We start from the raw sequence: 20,451 nt of genomic DNA, 5'->3' as shown, positions 1-20,451 counted from the left end.
CAACATTACCGTTTGGCCGTTCTCAATGCAGCGTTCTTCCTATCCTGCCGGGGGGGATGAGTTAATGACCATTGATCAAGTGCAGCAAACTCTCCGCCGCTCCCGTGCGTCTATTTATCGTTATGTCAACACCAATCATGAAACCATGAATCCCCCCTTTGATCCCCAACGCCTCAATCCAGAGCATCGCAAAAGCCGTCGTGAACCGCTGCTGTTTCACCCCAATGAAGTGGCTCGTTTTGCCCGTGACGTGATGGGCATTACCACCCTCCAAGTGGAATTAAAAACCACGCCCCCCAATCCGACAGATGATCTCCTCAAGGAAATTCTCGGGGAATTAAAGCACATTCGCGAGGTTCTAGAGCGGGTGGAGAAGTTACTAGGAAGCTAGGCAGGTATAATACGTCTGTTTCATTTGCGCATTGACCACACATGGGTTTGCAAGCACCACGGGGAACTCGCGATATTTTGCCCGCTGAGCGGGTCTATTGGCAGTATTTAGAAACCATTGCTCGCCAGATTTTAGATCGCGCTGCCTACCGCGAAATTTGCACTCCCATTTTTGAGCAAACCCCTCTGTTTGAGCGGGGCATTGGCGAAGCCACCGATATTGTCAGTAAGGAAATGTACACCTTTAGCGATCGCGCTCAACGGTCGCTGACGCTGCGGCCAGAGGGCACGGCGGGGGTGGTGCGCGCCTATATTGAACATGGTTTGCACAGCCAAGGGGGCGTCCAACGCCTGTGGTACCTAGGGCCCATGTTTCGCTACGAGCGGCCACAGTCCGGTCGCTATCGCCAGTTTCACCAGTTGGGGGTGGAAGTTTTAGGCAGTGCCGATCCCCGTGCCGATGCCGAAGTCATTGCTGTGGCTTTAGATATTTTGCAGGCCTTGGGACTGAAGGAGTTAACCCTGATGCTCAACTCCGTGGGCGATCGCGAGGATCGCAGTGCCTATCGCCAGGCCTTGGTGGATTACCTCACCCCCTACAAAGCAGAGTTAGACCCCGATTCCCAAGAGCGTCTGCACCGCAACCCCCTGCGCATTCTCGATAGCAAAGACCCTCACACCCAAGCGATTGTGAAGGAAGCGCCGCGGCTGTTGGACTATCTCAGTCCGCGATCGCGCGACCATTTTGAGCAGGTGCAATCCCTCTTGCAGGATCTGGGTATCCGCTACCAGATAAATCCTGCCCTTGTGCGCGGCCTCGACTACTATACCCATACCGCCTTTGAATTTCAGGATTTGCGTTTGGGCAACGAGGGAACCGTCTGTGGAGGGGGGCGCTACGATCACCTTGTCGAGGAATTAGGGGGACCTGCCACCCCCGCCATTGGTTGGGCGATGGGACTGGAACGGTTGATTTTACTCCTGCGCGATCGCCCGTTGCCGCCGCGTGATCAACCCTACCTTTATATGGTGACCCGTGGCAAAGCTGCCGAACGCCAAGGCCTGATTTTGGCACAGCAATTGCGGCATCAAGGCTATACCGTAGAAATGGATCTCAGCGGCAGTGCCTTTGGTAAACAGGTCAAACGCGCCGATCGCGTCGGTGCCACCGTTTGTTTGGTGATTGGCGAGAGCGAAGCGGCCGATGGCACAGTACAGCTGAAGTGGCTGGCCTCTGGGGAACAGGTCTTGGTACCGCAACAGGAACTGTTGAGCGAAACTTGGCGATCGCGCTTTTCTGCCCCATCATGATGGCCTATTTTCTCATTAGCCACGGCAGTCCTGCCCCTGAGCCACAGGCGGCAATGGCCTTTTTGTGTCAGCAACTCACCCGCCTAGGAATGGTGGGCTGGGGCACCCTTGAGGAAGAACCACTACCTAACAAGATTCAGGAATTCAGTGGCCAAGCGCAACGTCAAGGCGCTCAGCGGGTAGTCATCCTACCCCTGTTTTTACTACCGGGCAACCATGTGGTGGTGGATCTGCCACAGGCGATCGCGAGTACTGACTCGCCTTTACCTTTAGAACTATTGACCTTCTTAGGGGGGCAACCCCTGTTTCAAGCGTGGTTACGGCAGGCGATCGCCGATGCAGCCGCCGATATTCTCCTTGGCCACGGCAGTCGTCGGCCTGAAGTTCACCCTTGGTTTGAGGAACTGTGTCAGACCTGTGGTGTGCGTCCAGCGCTGCTGACCGAAGTGGGAAGTTTAGACCATGCCATTGAGAGGCGGATGGCTCAGGGGTATACCAGTAGCAAAATTTATGGCTACTTTCTCTTTGGCGGTAAAACCGTTGATCAGGTTCACAGCCAACTGGCGACATTGCAAGTCAGGTATCCCCACCACGCTGTTTCCTTGGTGCCAGCCATTCAACCTACCTCCGCCTTGATCAACGTTCTTCAAGACATTCTTCAGGCAGTGCCGCTAGTGGAGCCTGTCGCATGAGTCAAGTCTTTCTCTGTGGCTACTACGGCTATGGCAATGCCGGGGATGAAGCCCTCTTGGCAACGCTCCTCGAACAGTTGCCGCCCCACGTTTCACCGGTTGTCCTCAGCGGCAATCCTACAGCCACAGCAGCCCGCTATGGCGTTGCTACCTGCGATCGCCGCCAGTGGCCAAAGGTGCTGCGCACCCTACAACAGAGCCAAGCCTTCATTTGGGGTGGTGGGAGCCTCATTCAGGATGTCACCAGTTGGCGCAGCCCCCTCTATTACCTTGGTTTGATGACCCTTGCACAGCGCTTTGGCTGTCGCACTATTGCTTGGGCACAGGGGATTGGCCCTCTGCGATCGCCTTTCTATCGTTGGTGGACACGGGCCCTTCTGCGGCGTTGTCTTGCAGTCACGGTGCGCGATTCTGGGTCAGCGGCTCTCTTGCGGCAGTGGGGCATTCCCCATCAACAGGGTGCCGATCCCGTGTGGCTGATGTCAGCCCGTCCTGTGCTACCTCCCAAGGACAAGGCGCCCATTGCTGTGTGTTTACGTCCCCATCGACACCTCACGGGCGATCGCTGGCAGCTTCTGAAAATGGCCTTGCGGCAGTGGCAGGCAGAGACGGGGGTACCGCTTTTGCTGTTGCCCTTTCAGCCCCAACAGGATTTGCCCTTGGCTGAGGATCTCTATGGGGCATTAGTCCCTGAGCAGACGCAACTCGTGTCCTGTGAGGATCCCCGCGAGATGAAGGGACTGTTGGCGACAACGGCGGGGGCGATCGCCATGCGCCTCCATGCCCTGATCATGGCGGCTAGTGTGGGTTGTCGCTGTTTTGCCCTCAGTTATGATCCCAAGGTGAGTTACCTCATGGCCGATACGGGTATGGCGGGGGTTGAACTAGCAGCATTGCCCCCTGACCCCACTGCCTTGATCCACCAATGGCAACACACCTTCACAGCCCCCGTGCCCGACTATCAACCCTACCTGCAATCGGCTGCGGTTCACAAGGCAGTACTGAATCTCCTCTAGGCCAGCCCTTCAGCAAGGATAGGATAAGATCAACTCGATGCGTCGTTTTATTGCGGCAACCCCATGAGCGAATTCCACCGCCGCTATCCCACCGGCAGCATTGTCAGTGATTTATTGCAAATCCATGACGGCCTCTTTATTGTCAAAACCACCCTCCTTGTGGGCGACACGATTCTAGCCACGGGGATGGCTGCTGCCCCCACCCTAGAACAGGCGGAAGATAGTGCTCGCCAGCGTGCCCTGCAACTTCTCGGTATTCACCTCCCTGTGCAAACGGAGGCGGAACTGATTCCCCGCACCCCCGCAGTCCTCGAGGCAGCTCCTTGGTCAGAGGCCAGCAATACTGATCTGCTCTTGGAACCCACCACTCCTGCCAATTCCCGCCGCAGTAAGCCAGCGGTCAAACCGGCTAGCGAGAAGCCCCCCCCTAAGCGCGAACCCGTGGATTTAGCGGATGAAATTGCCCAAACTACCGTGGAAATGAAACGCTTGGGATGGACAGAAGCCCAAGGGCGGGCTTGTTTGCTGCAACGCTATGGCAAGCGATCGCGCCAGCAACTGAGCGATGAAGAACTCTTGGATTTTCTCCACTTTTTGCAGCGTCAACCCAGTGCCGGAGAGCCATCGTTTTAGACCTTCAAACTCGGCAATCAAATGCAAGAAAAATTTATACTCTAGCGAAAACTTAAAGAAAAGCTATAGATTTTCACGCCAGCCCTGATCTCCCCCTTAGCTTCTTTACCATGAAGAAGTTGTTGCTGTCGAGGAAAAATCCGTGCTGGGGCCTTTTCATGTCTCACCCTTGACCCTAGGCAGTGATCCCAGTGCCCGTCGCCAGTGGATTTTTCGCCTCGTGCTGCTGATGACGGTCTTTACCCTCTTTTTGATGGCGGTGGGCAGTGCCACACGGGTGATGGATGCCGGTTTAGCCTGTCCCGATTGGCCGTTGTGCTTTGGCACGCTGGTACCGCAAATGGATTTGCAGATCTTCCTAGAGTGGTTCCACCGCCTGCTGGCCACCAGTTTAGGGCTGATGGCGATCGCCTTTGTAGGATTGAGTGTGGCTTGGCGGCAAGCTCTGCCCCCTTGGGTGCCCTCTGCTGCTGCGGCGGCATTGTGCCTTGTGATTGTGCAGGGGATTCTCGGTGGCCTGACGGTGACTGAGTTGCTGCGCTTTGAAATTGTTACCGCTCACCTGGGCACAGGACTGCTCTTCTTTTGCCTTTTGGCAGCCATCACCGTTGGTTTAGCTCCCTTTCGGGGTACGGGGAGCGCCCGTTGGTTGCGGATTGCCGCAGTGATTGCCGCGCTATGTGTCTATGGCCAAAGTTTGTTAGGGGGCTTGGTGTCTTCGCAGTGGGCAGTGCAGCAGTGCCTCTATGGCGATCGCCTGTGTGTAGTCCTCAATAGCCATCTGATCGGTGTTGTCCCAGCCACCCTGAGCGTTTTAGGGGTGGTGATTGTTGCGTGGCGTAGCCCAGCCTCGGCTCCCCTCTTGCGGCAACTGAGTTTCTCGCTTCTGCCGGTGGTGGCTCTGCAAGTGGCCTTGGGCTGGAGCACCCTACAACTAAAGCTACAGGTGCCGGCACTCACCGTTGCCCATCAAATGGTTGGCGCCACCCTTTTGGGGGTGTTGGTTGCCATTTCCACATTGGCATGGCGCGATCGCCAAGCTGGTTCCCTGAAGCATGAATTTTGAACGATCTTGAGGCTCGCATGACATTCCTAGCCAGACTTTCCTCCTCAACGGGGGATCTCTCGACAAAATTAGTGGACTATGTCCAACTCACCAAACCGCGCTTAATTCTGCTCTTTTTGATTACAACTGCAGCAGCAATGGAAGTAGCAAGCCAAGGTCGGGTGGCTCCCCAATTGCTCCTGATAACCCTTGTCAGTGGTGCCTGTGCAGCGGCGGCAGCGAATACGATCAACTGTCTCTATGACCGCGATATTGATGCCATTATGGAGCGGACGCGCCATCGCCCTTTGCCAGCGGGTCGGGTGGCTCCTTGGGAAGCGGTGTTTCTAGCAGTGCTCTTGGCAACAACGGCCTTTAGCCTCTTGGCGGTCTTTGCCAATCTCCTGAGTGCCTGCCTTGCTATGGCCGGAATTGCGGTGTATGTGGGAGTCTATACCCACTGGCTGAAGCGGTCTTCGCCGCAAAATATCGTGATTGGCGGTGCGGCTGGGGCGATTCCCCCCTTGGTGGGTTGGGCAGCGGTGACGGGAGAACTGAGTTGGGCAGCTTGGGTGCTGTTTGCCATTATCTTTATCTGGACGCCGCCCCATTTTTGGCCGTTGGCGATGCTGATTCAAGAGGACTATGCCCGTGTGCGGGTGCCGATGTTGCCCGTTGTTGATGGCGATCGCGTCACGGCACGGCAAATTTTTCTCTACACCTTGGCACTGGTGCCCACCAGTCTGCTGTTAATCTACCCTTGCGGTGTCGTGGGCTGGGGCTATGGTGTGGTGGCGATCGCCCTTGGTAGTTGGTTTATTTACCGCGCGTGGCAGTTGACCCAAGCCCCAGAGGACAAAGAACAGGCACGCAGCCTCTTTAAGTTCTCGATTCTCTATATGATGCTGCTGTGTGCTGCCATGGTCGGCGATCGCATTCTCTTGCCCCAGTTGCCAGAAAGCCTCGATGCCCTTGCTTGCCTCTTGAGTTAGGCGTGTCCCAACTGTTGCAACCACTCAATGAGGATCGGGTTCACCAGCTCCGGGCGATCGTCATGGGGGCAGTGGCCAGTATTGGGCAGTCGCTCAATGCGAATCGGCAAGCGATCTTGATGGGCTGCAAAGTGCTGAGTCCCCGACACCGGCGTCCAAGGATCCACCTCACCCCAGAGCACCAGAATCGGCACTTGAATCTCTGGCAGCAAATCCACAATTTTCGGTCCCGGCGGTGCTGAAATCACACGGGCAAACACTTCCTTGGCGCCGGCATCCATGGCGGGTCGATGCAGTAGTTCCACCAATTCATCGGTAATGGCGTCGGGATTGGCATAGACTTGGGTCAGGGTTTTGCGGATGCGCTCCGGCTGCCGAATCTGGTTAAAGATCAAATGACCAATGCCGGGAGAGGCAACCAAGGTGCGAAAGATGGCCGTAAAGAGGCTTTGCATCCAATTCAGTTCATTGGGACGGTGGTTGAGTCCCCCGGCACAGTTGAGAACACTCACCGCACGGCAGGTGTGGCCATAGCGAGCCGCCATCATCAGACACAGCAGACCACCAATGGAATTCCCTACCCAAACCACGGGTTCCCCAATGTGGGCTTGCCAAAAGTCCGCCAGTAGCTCGGTCCACAGATCCAAACTGTAGGTTAAATCCGGCTTTGCCGAAGCACCAAAACCCAGTAAATCAAGGGCATAAACACGGTAACCTGCGGCGGTGAGGGCAGGGATATTTTTGCGCCAGTGACCAATAGAGGCACCAAAACCATGAACCAACACCACTGGGGCACCACTGCCATTGACGCTGTAGCGAATGTGATGGCCACGCCAAGTCCAATCTGCGGTGGGAAAAGCTGCGGTGGCTGAAAGCGTAGAGGTCATTCTGCCCATTCCCGAAATGTATTACTTTTAGAATAGCGATCTTTAAGTTTCGTAACAATTTTATTTTATGGCAACCGCACTGATTACGGGGGCAACGGGGGGATTAGGGCAGGCCTTTGCCCAAGCCTTGGCCGATCGCCAGCACGCTTTGATTCTCACTGGTCGCCACCTCGACACCCTAGAAAAGCTAAAGACGCAGCTCAGCACCCAAGTACCGGTTGTAGGTATTCCCCAAGACCTTAGCGAACCCAATGCGGCGCTCCGCCTCTATGAACAGATTCAATCCCTAGGACTAACGGTGGATGTATTAGTCAATAATGCTGGTTTTGGCGATTATGGGGCCTTTGACGAGCGCGATCGCCAGCAATTGACGGCCATGCTCCAAGTGAACATCACAGCGCTAGTAGAACTCACCCATCTCGTGCTCCAAGAAATGCGCCCCCGTCGTCAAGGCACGATTATCAACGTTAGCTCCATTGCTGCCTTTCAGCCCCTGCCCTATCTCGCCGTCTATGCCGCCAGCAAAGCCTTTGTTCGCCACTTCAGCGAAGCCCTGTGGGCAGAAGTCAAACCCTTGGGTATTCGGGTACTTGCCGTCTGTCCCGGACCCACTGCCACCAACTTCTTTGAGCGTGCCGATATGACCCGCAACCCGGCTCTCATTGCCCGGCAGGACACTCCCGAACAGGTGGTTGCCGAAACCCTTGCGGCGTTGCAAACCGATGTGGCCACGGTCATTCCCGGTCAGCCCGCCAATCGCTTCCTTGCCCTTGCTGGTCGGTTGGTGCCCCGCCAGTGGTTGGTGCAGCAGTTAGAACCCCGCTTCCGTCCCGCCGCTCAATAGGAGCAAGCCCAAAAAGGAGCCACTGTTCCAGATGCTGTGGAGAATCATGGCTGCACCGATATTTTGCGATCGCCAGTAGATGTAGCTGAGCACGGTTCCCAAAACTGTCAAGGGCAATAGATCGGCTAAATTCAGGTGGGCAATGGCAAAGAGGAGTCCCGTCACCCCCATGGCAGTGCCGAGGGGCAAATAGGATTGCACCGAACGAAAGAAGAATCCCCGAAAGAGAATCTCCTCAAAGAAGGGCGCCATCACTGCCACCATGACATAGAGTAGGGCAAAGGTGGTGTAATCGCGGCTTTGTAAAATAATTTCCAGTAAAGGATTGCCGCCCCCTTGATTTTTCAGCAGGGCTTGACTAATCAGCGAACTGACCACGACTAAGGGCAGTGCCGCCAAATAACCGCCGACCCCCCAACGCAAGGCACCCCCTAACCCCCCTTGCCAACATAACCAATCCGCAGGGCGCTTACCAAAGGGACGCAGAAAGTACCACAGCCAGCCCAAGCCAGCAACCATCATCATCCCGTAGCTCACTAAGGCATACAGCGTTTGAGCCATCGCAGAGCGCAGCGGCAGTCCCATGCCAATCAGGGAGCGCACCAAGGGCATGAGCACCAAGCTAATGGCAAAAAAGAGAGTAAACCAGATTACCATGCCTTCCCAGAGGGTTTCCCAGCCCCATGTCACGGGGGTCAGGGGTGGCAGAGTGTTCCCGTGCTGGCGGCGGCGCAGGTGTTGATAGATCCAGACAATCCAAAGAACAATCCCAATCAAACTTCCTAGCAGAGGAGTTGTGCCAATCAGGGCAAGGCGATAGAAGGCTGCTTGGGCGCGCTGCTGTTCTGCACGGGTCAAGGTCATCAGGGCGTCGGATCGCTGTTGCAGTTCATAGAGGCGTTCGAGGGCGCGATCGCGAAACCAGCCTTGGAGTGTATTTTTAATCAATGGTTCGGCATCTGGCAGCAATTGTGGGGGATCGGTCCACAATCCCATCAGCACTTCTGCGGTACTGCGGGTTGTCCCTTGAGCCTCATTAATGAGGAGTTGCCATGTGTTGAGGGCGCGATCGCGCTGGCCGGCATCGGCATAGAGCAGTCCCAATTGAAGACGCAGCGGTTGGTTTTGTGGTGTGGGTGTGGCCAGTACCTCTTCATAGGCTTTGATTGCGCTTTCCACATTCCCCACAAGGCGATCGCGGGTTGTGGCATCTCCCAGACCCTGCCATTCTCGGGCTTGTAGTGACAAATTGGTCTGAAATAGGTTAATTTGCCCTTGGGCTTGGGGTTCTAAATAACTGCCCAGCAACGACACCGTCATGAGGGCAGCGACCACGACACTGAGGGCTGCAAGCACCAACCGCTTTAGAGACATAGGGCAAAGCTGACAAGGGACTCCCCAAAACCTTAGCGGAAAGCGACCCAAGGGATCAATCTAGTCCTTTTGCTAGGAGCTGTTGCATGGCTAGTGATTGACAGGTCTTTAGCTCAAATGCTCGGTATTGCTAACTCCACCCTATGATTGTAAAAAGAGATGGCTCTCGCCATTAACTGGCTAGCCGTAGTGCAAATGCGGTTTTAATATTCCTGTAAAAATACTTAGGTTTAATCTCAATATGGTGAAAGGTAATTGCTATAAGGTTTATTTGTTAGTTGCTTTTTTGTTGCTTTTTTCATTGCCATCAACGGCACTGATTCAAAAATATTTCGGTTTAATCGGCGTTTCTAGCTATATTTTAATTGTTACACTGGTATTCTTATTTCTGCTAAAATTTAAGACTAAGATTTTCGCTTTTGTTTCCAGATTTTATTTTGGTGTCCTTGCGATCACTATTGTTTTTGGTATCACCTCTTTTTGGATTCTGTATCCACTAGAAACAGCAGGTCTTCTAGGACGTGGGAGCGATCGCGACGAAGCATTGAATATTGCTTTTTGGGAACTTATACAGGGACGATACCCCTATTTTGCAACCACTCATCTCGGTGGACAGATCACGCCGCTACCCGGTGCTATACTCATTGCTGCACCATTTATCCTAATGGGCAACAGCGCCTATCAAAATCTATTTTGGATAGCAGTATTTCTTTGTTTAACAACAATATATCTAGAAAGTCATGTTTCAGCCATTGTAATGTTTATATTTCTAGCAGTTTTATCACCTGCATTTCAGCATGAATATATTTCGGGTGGTGATTTGATTGCTAATAGTATTTATATTTTAATAGCAATCTTTCTGCAAATAAAAGCTTTGTCATCTAATTCAGTCATCGCAAAGGTTAGTACGAGTATTTTTACAGGCATTGCCTTGGCTTCAAGAAGCAATTTTCTAACACTACTGCCCCCATTACTGGTTCTTTTTTGGCGGATTGCTGCCAGGCGAGTAGCGTTGACTTACTTATCTCTCTCTATACTAACGCTCATCTTTATAGTGATGCCATTTTACCTTATTCTACCTGATTCATTTCCACCGTTTTTTGCTGGGAACAAGTTAAATGAACTGAATGTTTCCATGCCATTTGCCAGCACTGGAGTTATTGCTCTGACATTATTGATCGCTGTTTTACTCTCACTGCAGTTGATCAAGGTTCCCAGAACAAATTTACTCCGTTCCTTCATGATCTACGCTGCAGTGATCCAAGCCCTTCCTATGGGGTGTGGCGTTTTTCTGATCAGTATACTGAATCAGCATCTAGACTTCAGTTTCCTATCTCATCGTTATGGCCTCATGTTCCTTTTCTTTGCCCTTTGGGGACTATGGCCACTGCTAACCGAAGAACATCATATCTAGTCCAACACTCTGACCAAACAAAGGCTATCGTCGGGATGGGGCATCGGGACATGGAGGAGCGATCGCGCCGTTGAAGTATCAAGAATCCCTCGATTTTAGGCGGGGGAGTATGTCAATCTATAGCTACAAGCGCTTTAGGGCTGTTCTTGATTGGGTGCTTGCTTCAATGTCCCGATCTCGATTAAATGGAGACTTGTTGCGTGGACATGATTCTATGGGTATTGATCTGAGCCGTATTCCTGCCCAACCCAAGCCGGGTGTTGTCAATGTGCTGGTGGAAATTGCGGGGGGCAGTCGGAATAAATATGAGTTTGACAAGGAAATGAACGTCTTTGCCCTCGATCGCGTGCTCTATTCGGCGGTGACCTATCCCTATGATTATGGGTTCATTCCCAATACACTGGCGGATGATGGCGATCCCCTCGATGGTCTAGTGATTATGGATGAGCCGACGTTTCCGGGATGTGTGATTCCTGCCCGTCCCATTGGCATGCTGGAGATGATTGACAGTGGCGATCGCGACGAGAAAATTCTCTGTGTGCCTGTTGATGATCCTCGCTATGCTGAGGTGACGTCCCTCAAGGACATTGCGCCCCACCGCCTCGAAGAAATCGCTGAGTTCTTCCGTACCTACAAGAATCTGCAAAAGAAAGTGACTGAAATTCTTGGCTGGCAGGATGTGGATGCGGTGCAGCCCCTTGTTGAAAAATGCATCAAGGCCTACAAGGGCTAGTATCTTACCAGCACAGGCTCTAAAAAGAGGCGGGTTCGCTCCTGTTGCGGACGACGAAACAGTTCTTGGGGCGATCCTTCCTCAATAATTTGGCCATCGGCAAGAAAGACGACGCGGCAAGAGACTTCACGGGCAAAAAAACCGTTATGCTGACTAAACAGATTCTCCGCATCGCCTATTGGTTAGGCTAGGGTTATCAATATAAGAAGTGCTTCTCCTTGCTCCCCATGATACGGTGGGAGAACACAATTCTATGATCGATCGCTAAACTTGAGAGTGCCGAAAAACCCATCCCGCAGCATCTGCTATGTCCACCCTTGTCATCGTTGAATCCCCGACAAAAGCCCGTACCATTCGCAAATTTCTGCCCCCGGACTATCGCGTTGAAGCCTCGATGGGTCATGTCCGTGATCTGCCCCGCAGCGCTGCTGATGTGCCCCCTGAACTCAAGGGGGAGGAGTGGGCAACCCTAGGGGTGAATGTCGCTGCTGGCTTTGAACCCCTCTACATTGTCCCCAAAGACAAGCAAAAAGTTGTCAAAGACCTGAAAACGGCCCTGAAAACTGCTGATGAACTCCTGCTTGCGACCGATGAAGACCGCGAAGGCGAAAGTATTAGTTGGCACTTGCTGCAACTGTTGGAGCCAAAGGTGCCCGTGCGGCGCATGGTCTTCCATGAAATTACGGAAGAGGCCATCCAAGAAGCCCTGCGCAATTGCCGCGATGTCAATCAACAACTCGTGCGTGCCCAAGAAACGCGGCGTATCCTCGATCGCCTAGTGGGCTATACCCTGTCGCCCCTGCTGTGGCGGAAAATTGCTCCCCATCTGTCGGCGGGGCGGGTGCAGTCGGTGGCAGTGCGTCTATTGGTGCAACGGGAGCGGGAACGGCTGGCCTTCCGCAAGGGGCAATTTTGGGATCTCAAGGCCACGCTGGATCAACGGGGAACCCTCTTTCCAGCCCGTTTGGTGAGTGTCGGCGGTCAACGCTTGGCCACGGGCAATGATTTTGATCCTGCTACAGGACAGGTGCGCAACCCTGAGGCGGTCTTGCTTTTGGATGAGGCGGCGGCCAATGCCCTGCGCGATCGCCTGCTGACGGAAACATGGACGGTCACTGAACAGGAGGAGCGCCAACAAACCCGCAAACCGGCTCCCCCCTTTACCACCTCGACGCTGCAACAGGAAGCCAACCGCAAACTGCACCTCTCCGCCCAAGAGACGATGCGCATTGCCCAAAAGCTCTATGAAGAGGGCTATATCACCTATATGCGCACGGACTCGGTGCATCTGTCGGAACAGGCGATCGCTGCCGCTCGCAGTTGTGTGGAAGCCATGTATGGCAAAGCCTTTTTGTCGCCCCAGCCGCGGCAGTACACCACCAAAACCAAGGGCGCCCAAGAAGCCCACGAAGCGATTCGCCCTGCGGGTAGTCAGTTTCGTACCCCCCAAGAAACTGGCCTTAAGGATCGGGAACTGGAACTCTACGACCTGATCTGGAAGCGCACAGTGGCCTCACAAATGGCCGATGCCCGCGTCACCCTGCTAACGGTCTCGATTACGGCAGGGGATGCCCTCTTCCGTGCCCACGGTAAACGCATTGATTTTCCCGGCTTTTTCCGTGCCTATGTGGAAGGGTCGGATGATCCCGATGCCGCCCTTGAAAGCCAAGAGGTGATGCTGCCCCTGATGCAGGTGGGGGATATTCTCCGCTGCCAAGCCCTTGAAAGTGTCGGTCACGAAACCCAGCCGCCGCCACGCTACACCGAAGCCAGCCTGGTCAAAGCCCTCGAGCAAGCCGGCATTGGGCGTCCCAGCACCTACGCCACGATCATCAGCACGATCCAAGACCGCGAGTATGCCATTCGGCGGGGCAATGCCCTTGAACCCACCTTTACTGCCTTTGCGGTTACGGCACTGCTGGAGAAATACTTCCCCGACTTAGTGGACATTAACTTCACGGCGCGGATGGAGCAAACCCTTGATGATATTTCCACGGGGGAGGTGCAGTGGCAGCCCTACCTTGAATCCTTCTACTTGGGTGAAAATGGCCTTGAGCAGCAGGTCAAAGAGCGGGAGCGCACAATTGAGTCCACAGAAGCCCGGGCGATCGCCCTGCCAGAACTGAATGCCGAAGTGGTGGTGGGTCGCTTTGGTCCTTTTGTCGTCTATCAAAATGGCAATGGCAGCGAACCCATTAAAGCCTCCTTGCCCCAAGATGCCACTCCCGGTAGCCTCACCCGCGAACAAGTGGAGCAATTAATTCGCCAAAAACTAGAGGGTCCCGACAAGCTGGGCGTGCATCCTGAGACCGGGGAACCGATCTTCTTACTCACGGGACGCTTTGGCCCCTATGTACAGTTGGGGGAAGCCACAGCGGCCAATCCAAAACCCAAACGAGCTTCTCTACCCAAGGGGGTCAGTCCCGACGAAGTTACCCTAGACTTGGCGATTACGCTGTTGTCGCTGCCCCGCACATTGGGAGTTCATCCCGAAACGGGCAAGCTGATTCAGGCCAATCAAGGTCGCTTTGGCCCCTACATTGTCCATGACCCTGACGGTGAGAAGGACTATCGTTCCCTCAAGGGGGAGGATGATGTCTATACGATTACCCTAGAGCGTGCCCTAGAGCTACTGGCAACCCCAAAATCCAGTCGTGGCCGTGCCAAGAAGCAGGTGCTCGCGGTGTTGGGGACTCACCCAGAGGATGGCGAGCCAGTGCAAGTCTTTGATGGTCCCTATGGTCTTTATGTCAACCACGGTAAGGTGAATGCCTCACTACCGGAGGGGGTGAGTCCAGAGACCATGACCCTTGAGCAAGCCCTGCCCCTCTTGGCGGAGAAAGCACCGAAGAAAACCCGCCGCAGCGCAACAGCCACTGCCCCGAAACCAAAATCAACCACCAAAAAGACCAGTACAAAGACGGCCACCAAGACCGCAAAAACCAGCCGCCGTAAGTCAACGGAAACCTAGGTGAATTCCCCCTTTACTGCTGAAACCCTCCTTTTTGAGCGATCCCGCCCGCGGCCAGAGGCACTGCGGGTCATCTACGGCTTTCCCAATACCTACAGCGTTGGCATTACCAGCTTAGGGTATCAACTAGTGTGGGCACAACTGGCCAGCCGTCCTGATGTGGCCGTGAGTCGCCTCTTTACCGATGTGCAGGAGCCACTGCCTCGGGATCCGCAGTTGGTGGGCTTTTCCTTCTCGTGGGAGTTGGACTACGGCAATCTATTGGCCCTCTTGGAGCAGTTGGGCATTCCCATTTGGCAGCGCGATCGCCACGATCGCCATCCTTTGGTCTTTGGCGGTGGTCCAGTGCTGACGGCCAATCCCGAACCCTTTGCCGACTTTTTCGATGTGATTTTACTGGGGGATGCCGAACCCCTCCTTGAGCCGTTTTTGACGACCATGGCACAGGTGCGCGCTGCCCCGCGATCGCAACAGTTGGAAGCCCTTGCCCAAGTGCCCGGCCTCTATGTCCCCAGTCTTTATGCCGTCAGTTATGCCAGTGCCACAGGCCCGATTCAAGGAATTGAACCCCGAAAGCCCACGGTACCCGCCACAGTGACCAAACAAGTCCATCGCGGCAATACCCTTGCTGCCTCAACGGTGGTCACCCCCCTCGCCGCTTGGGAAAAGATTTACATGGTGGAGGTGGTGCGTAGTTGTCCAGAGCTATGTCGCTTTTGTTTGGCCAGTTATTTGACCTTGCCCTTTCGCACGCCCAGTCTCGAAACACTGATTCCTGCCATTGAGCGGGGGCTAGCGGTCACCGATCGCCTAGGGCTTTTGGGTGCCTCAATTACCCAGCATCCCGAATTTCCCGCCTTGATTGAGCATCTAGGCCAACCACAATTTGACCATGTGCGGGTGAGTTTAGCGTCTGTGCGCACAAATACGGTCACTGAATCCCTTGCCCAACTCTTGAGTCAACGGGGCAGTCAATCCCTGACGATCGCCATCGAAACGGGGTCTGAGCGGCTGCGCCAAGTGATCAACAAAAAGCTTGAGACTGAGGAGATTCTTGCCGCTGCCAGCCATGCCCAAGCCGGCGGCCTCAAGGGGCTAAAGTTTTATGGCATGGTGGGACTGCCCACAGAAACCGATGCCGATGTTGCAGCTACGGTGGATCTCTTTCGCCAATTGAAAAAAACAGCGCCGCGCCTGCGACTCACCCTTGGCTGTAGTACCTTTGTGCCCAAGGCCCATACTCCTTTTCAGTGGTGGGGCGTGCAACCCGTGGCCGAAAAACGCCTGAAGTTCCTGAAAAAAGAATTGGCCAAATTGGGGATTGAGTTTCGTCCTGAATCCTATAATGACTCGCTGATTCAAGCTTTAATTTCGCGGGGCGATCGCCGGCTTGCTCCCCTGCTTGAGCAGGTACGCCACTACGGCACTTCCTTGGGCAGTTATCGGCGGGCATTTAAGGAACTGCAAGGCCAGTTGCCCGACTTTGAAGCCTACGTCACTGCCCATTGGCCAGAGGAGACGATCTTACCGTGGCAGCATCTCCAGAGTGGCCTGCCCACTCAAACCTTGCAAAATCATCTGCAGCGCGCGATCGCCTAGGCCGGTCTGCGCTGATACCCCTCTTTAGTGACTTTAGGCGGATGAAAAGACACGTTGTTGGTTCCACTGATGCACAAGTGGGCAAATATAGTTATTCCAATAAAGAATAAGACATTATCCAGCACAACAATTGCCAATCACCTCATCAATCGAACTGTTTGACCCTGCATACATCCGCGATCGCTTCAACGCACTGAAGTCGTGCTTAATCACATTCAAATCAGGAGAGTATTTCGGTAAAAATAACACCTCGTGACCCGCCGCTTTCACCACTGCCTGAATCGCCCCTTTTGGATGAATTGGTGCATTATCCATCATCAACAACGAAGGTCTCTTTAATGCCGGCAAACAGTACTGACTCAGCCAGCTCACAAACCCTACCGCATTCAAATATCCTGAAAACAGGATTGGGGCGATGAAGTCTTTCTGGTGTCTATACCGTCCTGCGACTCAACTCTCTCTTTTCTGACGCTTCCCCGCTCGCTCTCCATCAATTCGTTGGCCTTGCGCTGACCACCCATACTCACACTCCACTCGAGAGTCAAACCCCCTCTCATCGATAGACACCAGCGTTTCCTTGCCGTGGCTCTCTACCCATGTGTTCCTAGATTCCGATACTGAAAGCCCCCGACTTTAGTCGGTGGGAAGTTTACTATAGCCAAGCTGCCAAGAGTGTGACCACGCCCAAGCCCGTGAGGGCAAGCCAGATGAAGGCATTCGGTAAAGGCGTAGCAGGGGGCGGTGGTTCTTGGGGTTTTGGGGTGGCAGCCGATGGCTTTTTCGGGGAACGGCTGTAGGGGGACGTGTAGGCGCGATCGCCCACATGGGATAGGTCGGGAATTTCGCTGTACCATTCCGGACGGCGTTTGAGTTGGGGAGCCTCCAAAATCGCCAGCAAGCGACGACTTTCCTGCCGCGTGTGATGATCTGGGTGTCGTTGGAGTTGACGGCAGAGGCTGACGGCAGCCCCTTGATCGCCAGCAGCACTATAGGCCGTGACTAACCAGAGGCTAATTTCCCCCGATCGCACCGCATTTCCCTCCGCCAGCGCCGCCGCCTGTCCCAAAAGAGCAATCGATTGTTGGTAGTTTCCCCGCTCGAAGGCCTGTTGCCCTTGCTGAAAGAGGGCAGTGACTGCATCCGTCATGGCCTATGAGCTGACCCCCACGTCTTCGACCACAATAAGCCCCTTTTTGAGCAGCGCTTGCAGGTCAGCATTGTGGGTTTTGCAGTTGCGCCAGCGCCGCTCATCGACATTTTCATTGCGACCGGGCTGCAGGGTCACAGGTCCAAAGAAACTATCAAAGGTCATGGGCTGTTCGAGGTAGCTAATCACAGTCAGCATGCCAGCAGAGGTTCGACAAACTCACTATTTTCAGGATAAGGCTAGAGTGGATCTGCTGCCGAGTTGAGTTGAGTATGGTTCGCACGCGCTTGAGTCTCGTTGGGATGGCGATCGCCCTTGTGGCACTGACGGGCTGTCCATTGCGTTTGCCCGATCGCAACTCCCCCACCCCTAATACGGAGGCGTCTCTGCCTCCCCTTGCCCCCACGGAGCGACCCAATGCGGGGGAGAATTTCATTGCCAAGGTGGTTGCTGAGGCAGGGCCAGCGGTGGTGAGCATTGATACCCTACGACTGCCCCGCAGTCAAGAGGATAGTTTTCTCAATCCTTTTCCAATACCAGATGTGCCGCTGCGCCAAGGTCAAGGCTCTGGGTTTATATTTACCCCCGATGGCAAGATTATGACCAATGCCCATGTGGTGGAGGGGGCTACTGCCGTGCGAGTCACGCTCCCCGATGGTCGCCAATATGACGGCAAGGTGGTGGGTGCTGATTCCCTGACGGATGTGGCTGTTATTCAAATTGATGCCGAAAATTTACCCACCGTACAGCTGGGGAATTCGGATACCCTTGTCCCGGGCGAGTGGGCGATCGCCATCGGTAACCCCTTGGGGCTAAGTAACACCGTAACCGCCGGCATTATTAGTGCAACGGGGCGTGCCAGTAATGAAATTGGCGCTGCCGATAAGCGGGTGAACTTCATTCAAACGGATGCGGCGATTAATCCGGGCAATTCCGGGGGCCCTCTTCTGAATGCTGCTGGTCAAGTGGTGGGCGTCAATACCGCCGTGATTTCCCAAGCGCAGGGCCTGGGTTTTGCCATTCCCATCAATACGGCCTATCGCATTGCTGAACAGATTATTACTACGGGGCGCGCCCAGCACCTCTATCTGGGGATTCGCATGGTGCAATTGACGCCAGAAGTGGCTGCCCAAATCCGTCAAGATCAGCCCAACTGGACACTGAATCAAACCCAAGGGACGCTAATCGTTGGTATTGCCCCCAATTCGCCGGCGGCTAAAGCGGGTCTGCAAGTGGGAGATTGGATTGCCAAAATTAACGATCTCAATCAACCCACCCCGCAACAGGTGCAAAGCGTGGTTGAGCAAACAAAGCTAGGGCAGACCATTACCTTAGAGATTCAACGGGGCGATCGCCGGCAAACCGTGAGCCTGCAACCGGAGCCAATGCCACCAGAATTGTATCCCTCTTCGCAGCCAGAATAAGTTAGCGTCGAGGCTCCGACAGTACTGCTTCCCCCGTGAACCACCGACCGCAGTCACTGAGGCGCCCATTAAAGATGCGGCAGGTGCGATAGAAGTTGTTCTGCAACAGCACCGTTTCCCCTGTGAACCAACAGCCACAATAACTGAGGCGTCCATTAAAGATGCGGCAGGTGCGATAGAAGTTGTTCTGCAACAGCACCGTTTCCCCTGTGAACCAACGGCCACAATAGCTAAGGCGTCCGTTAAAAATGCGGCAAACCCGATAAACATCACTGCGGGGCGTTTGGCTGAGCCATGTCGGCACCCCTTGAGCCTGTTCCAGCCCGATGAGAAGGGCGGCAAGAATCTGAGCAACCATCAGAAAATCCCCAATTATGGGACGAGTACCACCTTACCCTGCACCAAGCGTTGGCTGAGATAGCGATGGGCATCCGCCGCTGCACCGAGGGGAAAGGTTTTATCGACAACAACCTCTAGTTCGCCGCGATCCACGAGGGTGGCCACCTGCTCAAGGATTTTTCCCTGATGGGCAAGGGCATCACTCAACCCCATGAGTTGCGGCGTCAGCATCAGTGTGAGTTGGATCAAGAGGTTGCGTTGGCGGGCAATTTTCCACGGCGTATCGGCGGCGGGTTCCAAGAGGGTGGTGAGGGTGCCATAGGGACGCACCGCTTTGAAGGTGTCGCTAAAGGTGGTACCACCAACGGTATCAAGGGCAAAATCAACTCCTTTGCCCTCTGTCCAGTCCAAGACTGCCTGTACCCAATCACTGGTGGTGTAGTTAATGGCAAGGGTGGCTCCGAGACGTTCAGCAAAACGGGCTTTGGCTGCGGAACTAATCGTTGTGGCAACTGTTGCCCCCGATCGCCGCGCCAGTTGAATGGCGAGATGCCCCACCCCGCCCGCCCCGGCATGGATGAGAACGGTTTTTGCGGTGGAGAGGACATTCAAAGGCGGGACTGCCCCGCGATCGCCCAAGGCTTCCCAAGCCGTAATCACTGCTAGGGGCAAGGCAGCGGCCTGAGTAAAGGAAAGGGTTTTGGGCTTGTGGGCAACGGCAACTTCAGGAACAACGGTGTATTCGGCATAGCAGCCGCCGCGATCGCCCAAGCCCCCATAGCAAAAATAAACTTCATCCCCTACGCGAAACCGCTGCACCGCTGCACCCACAGCCACGACCACCCCTGCGCCATCACAGCCGAGAATGGCGGGCCGGCGATCGGGAAAAAATGTTCCCCGCTGTCGCAGCTTTGTATCAATGGGGTTCACACTGGCCGCCCGCAGTTGAATTTTCACCTCATTGGCAGCTTGAATCTGCGGCTCAGGCATCTCCCGCAGCGCTAAAACATCGGGGTCACCAAATTCTGTGATGGCAACGGCTTTCATTGTTGCTGCGTTTCCGTTGACTCCGCTGGGTGCACGACTTAACACCAATTTTGACACACTGCCCGCCCTAAAGGTCAGGGATGCTTGTTACTGGTTCCGCGACCTTGCTTGCCACCTCAGGTTCAGGCACTGATCTCCCCCCCTGAAGCCCCCTTTTAGGAGGAAGTGTTTCCATTAATTCGGCTGGGAAAGAATCCCAGCACAAACTGGCCACTCGTTTGCGCGCGAAGCAAGCGGTGTTTCCATTAATTCGGCTGGGAAAGAATCCCAGCACCGACGAGAAGAACTTGCTTTAGAACGTCGCCAGGTTTCCATTAATTCGGCTGGGAAAGAATCCCAGCACGAGAAATGGACTGTGTTAACGAAGCCCCAACGGGAGGTTTCCATTAATTCGGCTGGGAAAGAATCCCAGCACCTCATCCTACGCTGGAAATCTGCTATCGAGACAAAGTGTTTCCATTAATTCGGCTGGGAAAGAATCCCAGCACAATCTTCCATTAGAGATGGAGATCTACTATAGGGGGTTTCCATTAATTCGGCTGGGAAAGAATCCCAGCACACAACAACTTCATTGCAGCTACAGACGGCCGCAC

General features: G+C 54.4%; 20 protein-coding genes and 1 CRISPR repeat array (1 of these 21 running past the window's edge). Of the genes, 13 read left to right on the top strand and 7 right to left on the bottom strand.

The genetic code is table 11. The features are described from left to right. The first annotated feature begins 25 nt into the window (after positions 1–25). From RHH81_RS06490 to RHH81_RS06460, 7 genes are all read left to right on the top strand, one after another. Positions 26–391, top strand: coding sequence for a resolvase (locus RHH81_RS06490; RefSeq protein ID WP_206199471.1), 366 nt, complete (start codon positions 26–28; stop codon positions 389–391). A gap of 41 nt (positions 392–432) precedes the next feature. Then, positions 433–1,701, top strand: coding sequence for a histidine--tRNA ligase (gene hisS, locus RHH81_RS06485; protein WP_206199470.1), 1,269 nt, complete (start codon positions 433–435; stop codon positions 1,699–1,701). After that, positions 1,698–2,393, top strand: a complete 696-nt coding sequence (locus RHH81_RS06480; protein WP_302677842.1) for a sirohydrochlorin chelatase — start codon at positions 1,698–1,700, stop codon at positions 2,391–2,393. The genes hisS and RHH81_RS06480 overlap by 4 nt, the downstream gene beginning before the upstream one ends. Further along, on the top strand, positions 2,390–3,409 hold the full coding sequence (csaB, locus tag RHH81_RS06475) for a polysaccharide pyruvyl transferase CsaB (protein ID WP_302677841.1): 1,020 nt from the start codon (positions 2,390–2,392) through the stop codon (positions 3,407–3,409). The genes RHH81_RS06480 and csaB overlap by 4 nt, the downstream gene beginning before the upstream one ends. Before the next feature lie 63 nt (positions 3,410–3,472). Beyond that, entirely contained in the window at positions 3,473–4,042 is a 570-nt protein-coding gene (locus RHH81_RS06470) for a hypothetical protein (protein ID WP_206199467.1), read from the top strand. A gap of 145 nt (positions 4,043–4,187) precedes the next feature. Then, positions 4,188–5,108: a heme A synthase gene (locus RHH81_RS06465; RefSeq protein ID WP_399378991.1), complete on the top strand. Its 921-nt coding sequence runs from the start codon at positions 4,188–4,190 to the stop codon at positions 5,106–5,108. 17 nt (positions 5,109–5,125) lie between these two features. Next, a complete protein-coding gene (locus RHH81_RS06460; protein WP_206201640.1) occupies positions 5,126–6,079 on the top strand; it encodes a heme o synthase in 954 nt (317 codons plus the stop codon). On the opposite strand, the gene RHH81_RS06455 is transcribed toward RHH81_RS06460, so the two are convergent. Then, on the bottom strand, positions 6,076–6,966 hold the full coding sequence (locus tag RHH81_RS06455; RefSeq protein WP_206199465.1) for an alpha/beta fold hydrolase: 891 nt from the start codon (positions 6,964–6,966) through the stop codon (positions 6,076–6,078). The two genes, RHH81_RS06460 and RHH81_RS06455, sit on opposite strands and share 4 nt — an antisense overlap. A 67-nt stretch (positions 6,967–7,033) precedes the next feature. On the opposite strand from RHH81_RS06455, the gene RHH81_RS06450 reads away from it, so the two are divergent. Beyond that, the gene (locus tag RHH81_RS06450) at positions 7,034–7,810 is read left to right on the top strand and encodes an SDR family oxidoreductase (protein ID WP_206199464.1); all 777 of its coding nucleotides are present in this window, start codon (positions 7,034–7,036) and stop codon (positions 7,808–7,810) included. Here RHH81_RS06450 and RHH81_RS06445 read toward each other — a convergent pair. Then, complete coding sequence (locus tag RHH81_RS06445) at positions 7,778–9,184, bottom strand: type II CAAX prenyl endopeptidase Rce1 family protein (RefSeq protein WP_310742783.1); 1,407 nt, start codon at positions 9,182–9,184, stop codon at positions 7,778–7,780. The two genes, RHH81_RS06450 and RHH81_RS06445, sit on opposite strands and share 33 nt — an antisense overlap. 241 nt (positions 9,185–9,425) lie before the next feature. On the opposite strand from RHH81_RS06445, the gene RHH81_RS06440 reads away from it, so the two are divergent. From RHH81_RS06440 to RHH81_RS06425, 4 genes are all read left to right on the top strand, one after another. Beyond that, complete coding sequence (locus tag RHH81_RS06440) at positions 9,426–10,598, top strand: hypothetical protein (RefSeq protein ID WP_310742782.1); 1,173 nt, start codon at positions 9,426–9,428, stop codon at positions 10,596–10,598. Positions 10,599–10,818: 220 nt separating this feature from the next. After that, the gene (locus RHH81_RS06435) at positions 10,819–11,331 is read left to right on the top strand and encodes an inorganic diphosphatase (RefSeq protein WP_149821614.1); all 513 of its coding nucleotides are present in this window, start codon (positions 10,819–10,821) and stop codon (positions 11,329–11,331) included. A gap of 307 nt (positions 11,332–11,638) precedes the next feature. Then, the gene (gene topA, locus RHH81_RS06430) at positions 11,639–14,302 is read left to right on the top strand and encodes a type I DNA topoisomerase (RefSeq protein WP_310742781.1); all 2,664 of its coding nucleotides are present in this window, start codon (positions 11,639–11,641) and stop codon (positions 14,300–14,302) included. Next, complete coding sequence (locus RHH81_RS06425) at positions 14,303–15,901, top strand: radical SAM protein (protein WP_310742780.1); 1,599 nt, start codon at positions 14,303–14,305, stop codon at positions 15,899–15,901. It abuts the gene before it with no gap. 114 nt (positions 15,902–16,015) lie between these two features. Here RHH81_RS06425 and RHH81_RS06420 read toward each other — a convergent pair whose 3' ends face one another. The 3 genes from RHH81_RS06420 to RHH81_RS06410 all read right to left on the bottom strand — a co-directional run bounded on the left by RHH81_RS06420 (position 16,016) and on the right by RHH81_RS06410 (position 17,246). Further along, a complete protein-coding gene (locus RHH81_RS06420) occupies positions 16,016–16,291 on the bottom strand; it encodes a transposase (RefSeq protein ID WP_304941097.1) in 276 nt (91 codons plus the stop codon). A gap of 262 nt (positions 16,292–16,553) precedes the next feature. Further along, a complete protein-coding gene (locus RHH81_RS06415; protein WP_310742779.1) occupies positions 16,554–17,048 on the bottom strand; it encodes a hypothetical protein in 495 nt (164 codons plus the stop codon). 3 nt (positions 17,049–17,051) lie between these two features. Next, entirely contained in the window at positions 17,052–17,246 is a 195-nt protein-coding gene (locus tag RHH81_RS06410; RefSeq protein WP_149817974.1) for a hypothetical protein, read from the bottom strand. 74 nt (positions 17,247–17,320) lie between these two features. Between RHH81_RS06410 and RHH81_RS06405 the strand changes: the two genes are divergently transcribed. Continuing rightward, positions 17,321–18,472 (top strand): trypsin-like peptidase domain-containing protein, encoded by a 1,152-nt coding sequence (locus RHH81_RS06405; protein WP_225901678.1) that lies wholly within the window; start codon positions 17,321–17,323, stop codon positions 18,470–18,472. A gap of 1 nt (position 18,473) precedes the next feature. Here RHH81_RS06405 and RHH81_RS06400 read toward each other — a convergent pair whose 3' ends face one another. Next, positions 18,474–18,830: a hypothetical protein gene (locus RHH81_RS06400; RefSeq protein WP_206201543.1), complete on the bottom strand. Its 357-nt coding sequence runs from the start codon at positions 18,828–18,830 to the stop codon at positions 18,474–18,476. Between the two features lie 14 nt (positions 18,831–18,844). After that, positions 18,845–19,858: a zinc-dependent alcohol dehydrogenase family protein gene (locus tag RHH81_RS06395; RefSeq protein WP_206201542.1), complete on the bottom strand. Its 1,014-nt coding sequence runs from the start codon at positions 19,856–19,858 to the stop codon at positions 18,845–18,847. A 167-nt stretch (positions 19,859–20,025) separates the two neighbouring features. Continuing rightward, a CRISPR array of direct repeats spans positions 20,026–20,451; the repeat unit is 36 nt; unit sequence GTTTCCATTAATTCGGCTGGGAAAGAATCCCAGCAC (it continues 832 nt past the right edge of the window).

This window comes from Thermosynechococcus sp. PKX95 (assembly GCF_031583295.1).
Taxonomy (GTDB): Bacteria; Cyanobacteriota; Cyanobacteriia; order Thermosynechococcales; family Thermosynechococcaceae; genus Thermosynechococcus.
Note: the sequence above shows the minus strand (reverse complement) of the source record. Positions and strands in the feature narration are given on the sequence as shown.

Excerpts from the sequence above, each read along its gene's own strand:
- RHH81_RS06480 (WP_302677842.1), top strand. The coding sequence starts at position 1,698 with ATGATGGCCTATTTTCTCATTAGCCACGGCAGTCCTGCCCCTGAGCCA.
- RHH81_RS06455 (WP_206199465.1), bottom strand. The coding sequence starts at position 6,966 with ATGACCTCTACGCTTTCAGCCACCGCAGCTTTTCCCACCGCAGATTGG.
- RHH81_RS06405 (WP_225901678.1), top strand. The coding sequence starts at position 17,321 with ATGGTTCGCACGCGCTTGAGTCTCGTTGGGATGGCGATCGCCCTTGTG.
- RHH81_RS06450 (WP_206199464.1), top strand. The coding sequence starts at position 7,034 with ATGGCAACCGCACTGATTACGGGGGCAACGGGGGGATTAGGGCAGGCC.
- RHH81_RS06395 (WP_206201542.1), bottom strand. The coding sequence starts at position 19,858 with ATGAAAGCCGTTGCCATCACAGAATTTGGTGACCCCGATGTTTTAGCG.
- RHH81_RS06410 (WP_149817974.1), bottom strand. The coding sequence starts at position 17,246 with ATGCTGACTGTGATTAGCTACCTCGAACAGCCCATGACCTTTGATAGT.
- topA (WP_310742781.1), top strand. The coding sequence starts at position 11,639 with ATGTCCACCCTTGTCATCGTTGAATCCCCGACAAAAGCCCGTACCATT.
- RHH81_RS06470 (WP_206199467.1), top strand. The coding sequence starts at position 3,473 with ATGAGCGAATTCCACCGCCGCTATCCCACCGGCAGCATTGTCAGTGAT.
- RHH81_RS06400 (WP_206201543.1), bottom strand. The coding sequence starts at position 18,830 with ATGGTTGCTCAGATTCTTGCCGCCCTTCTCATCGGGCTGGAACAGGCT.
- RHH81_RS06490 (WP_206199471.1), top strand. The coding sequence starts at position 26 with ATGCAGCGTTCTTCCTATCCTGCCGGGGGGGATGAGTTAATGACCATT.
- csaB (WP_302677841.1), top strand. The coding sequence starts at position 2,390 with ATGAGTCAAGTCTTTCTCTGTGGCTACTACGGCTATGGCAATGCCGGG.
- RHH81_RS06415 (WP_310742779.1), bottom strand. The coding sequence starts at position 17,048 with ATGACGGATGCAGTCACTGCCCTCTTTCAGCAAGGGCAACAGGCCTTC.
- RHH81_RS06445 (WP_310742783.1), bottom strand. The coding sequence starts at position 9,184 with ATGTCTCTAAAGCGGTTGGTGCTTGCAGCCCTCAGTGTCGTGGTCGCT.
- hisS (WP_206199470.1), top strand. The coding sequence starts at position 433 with ATGGGTTTGCAAGCACCACGGGGAACTCGCGATATTTTGCCCGCTGAG.
- RHH81_RS06440 (WP_310742782.1), top strand. The coding sequence starts at position 9,426 with ATGGTGAAAGGTAATTGCTATAAGGTTTATTTGTTAGTTGCTTTTTTG.
- RHH81_RS06460 (WP_206201640.1), top strand. The coding sequence starts at position 5,126 with ATGACATTCCTAGCCAGACTTTCCTCCTCAACGGGGGATCTCTCGACA.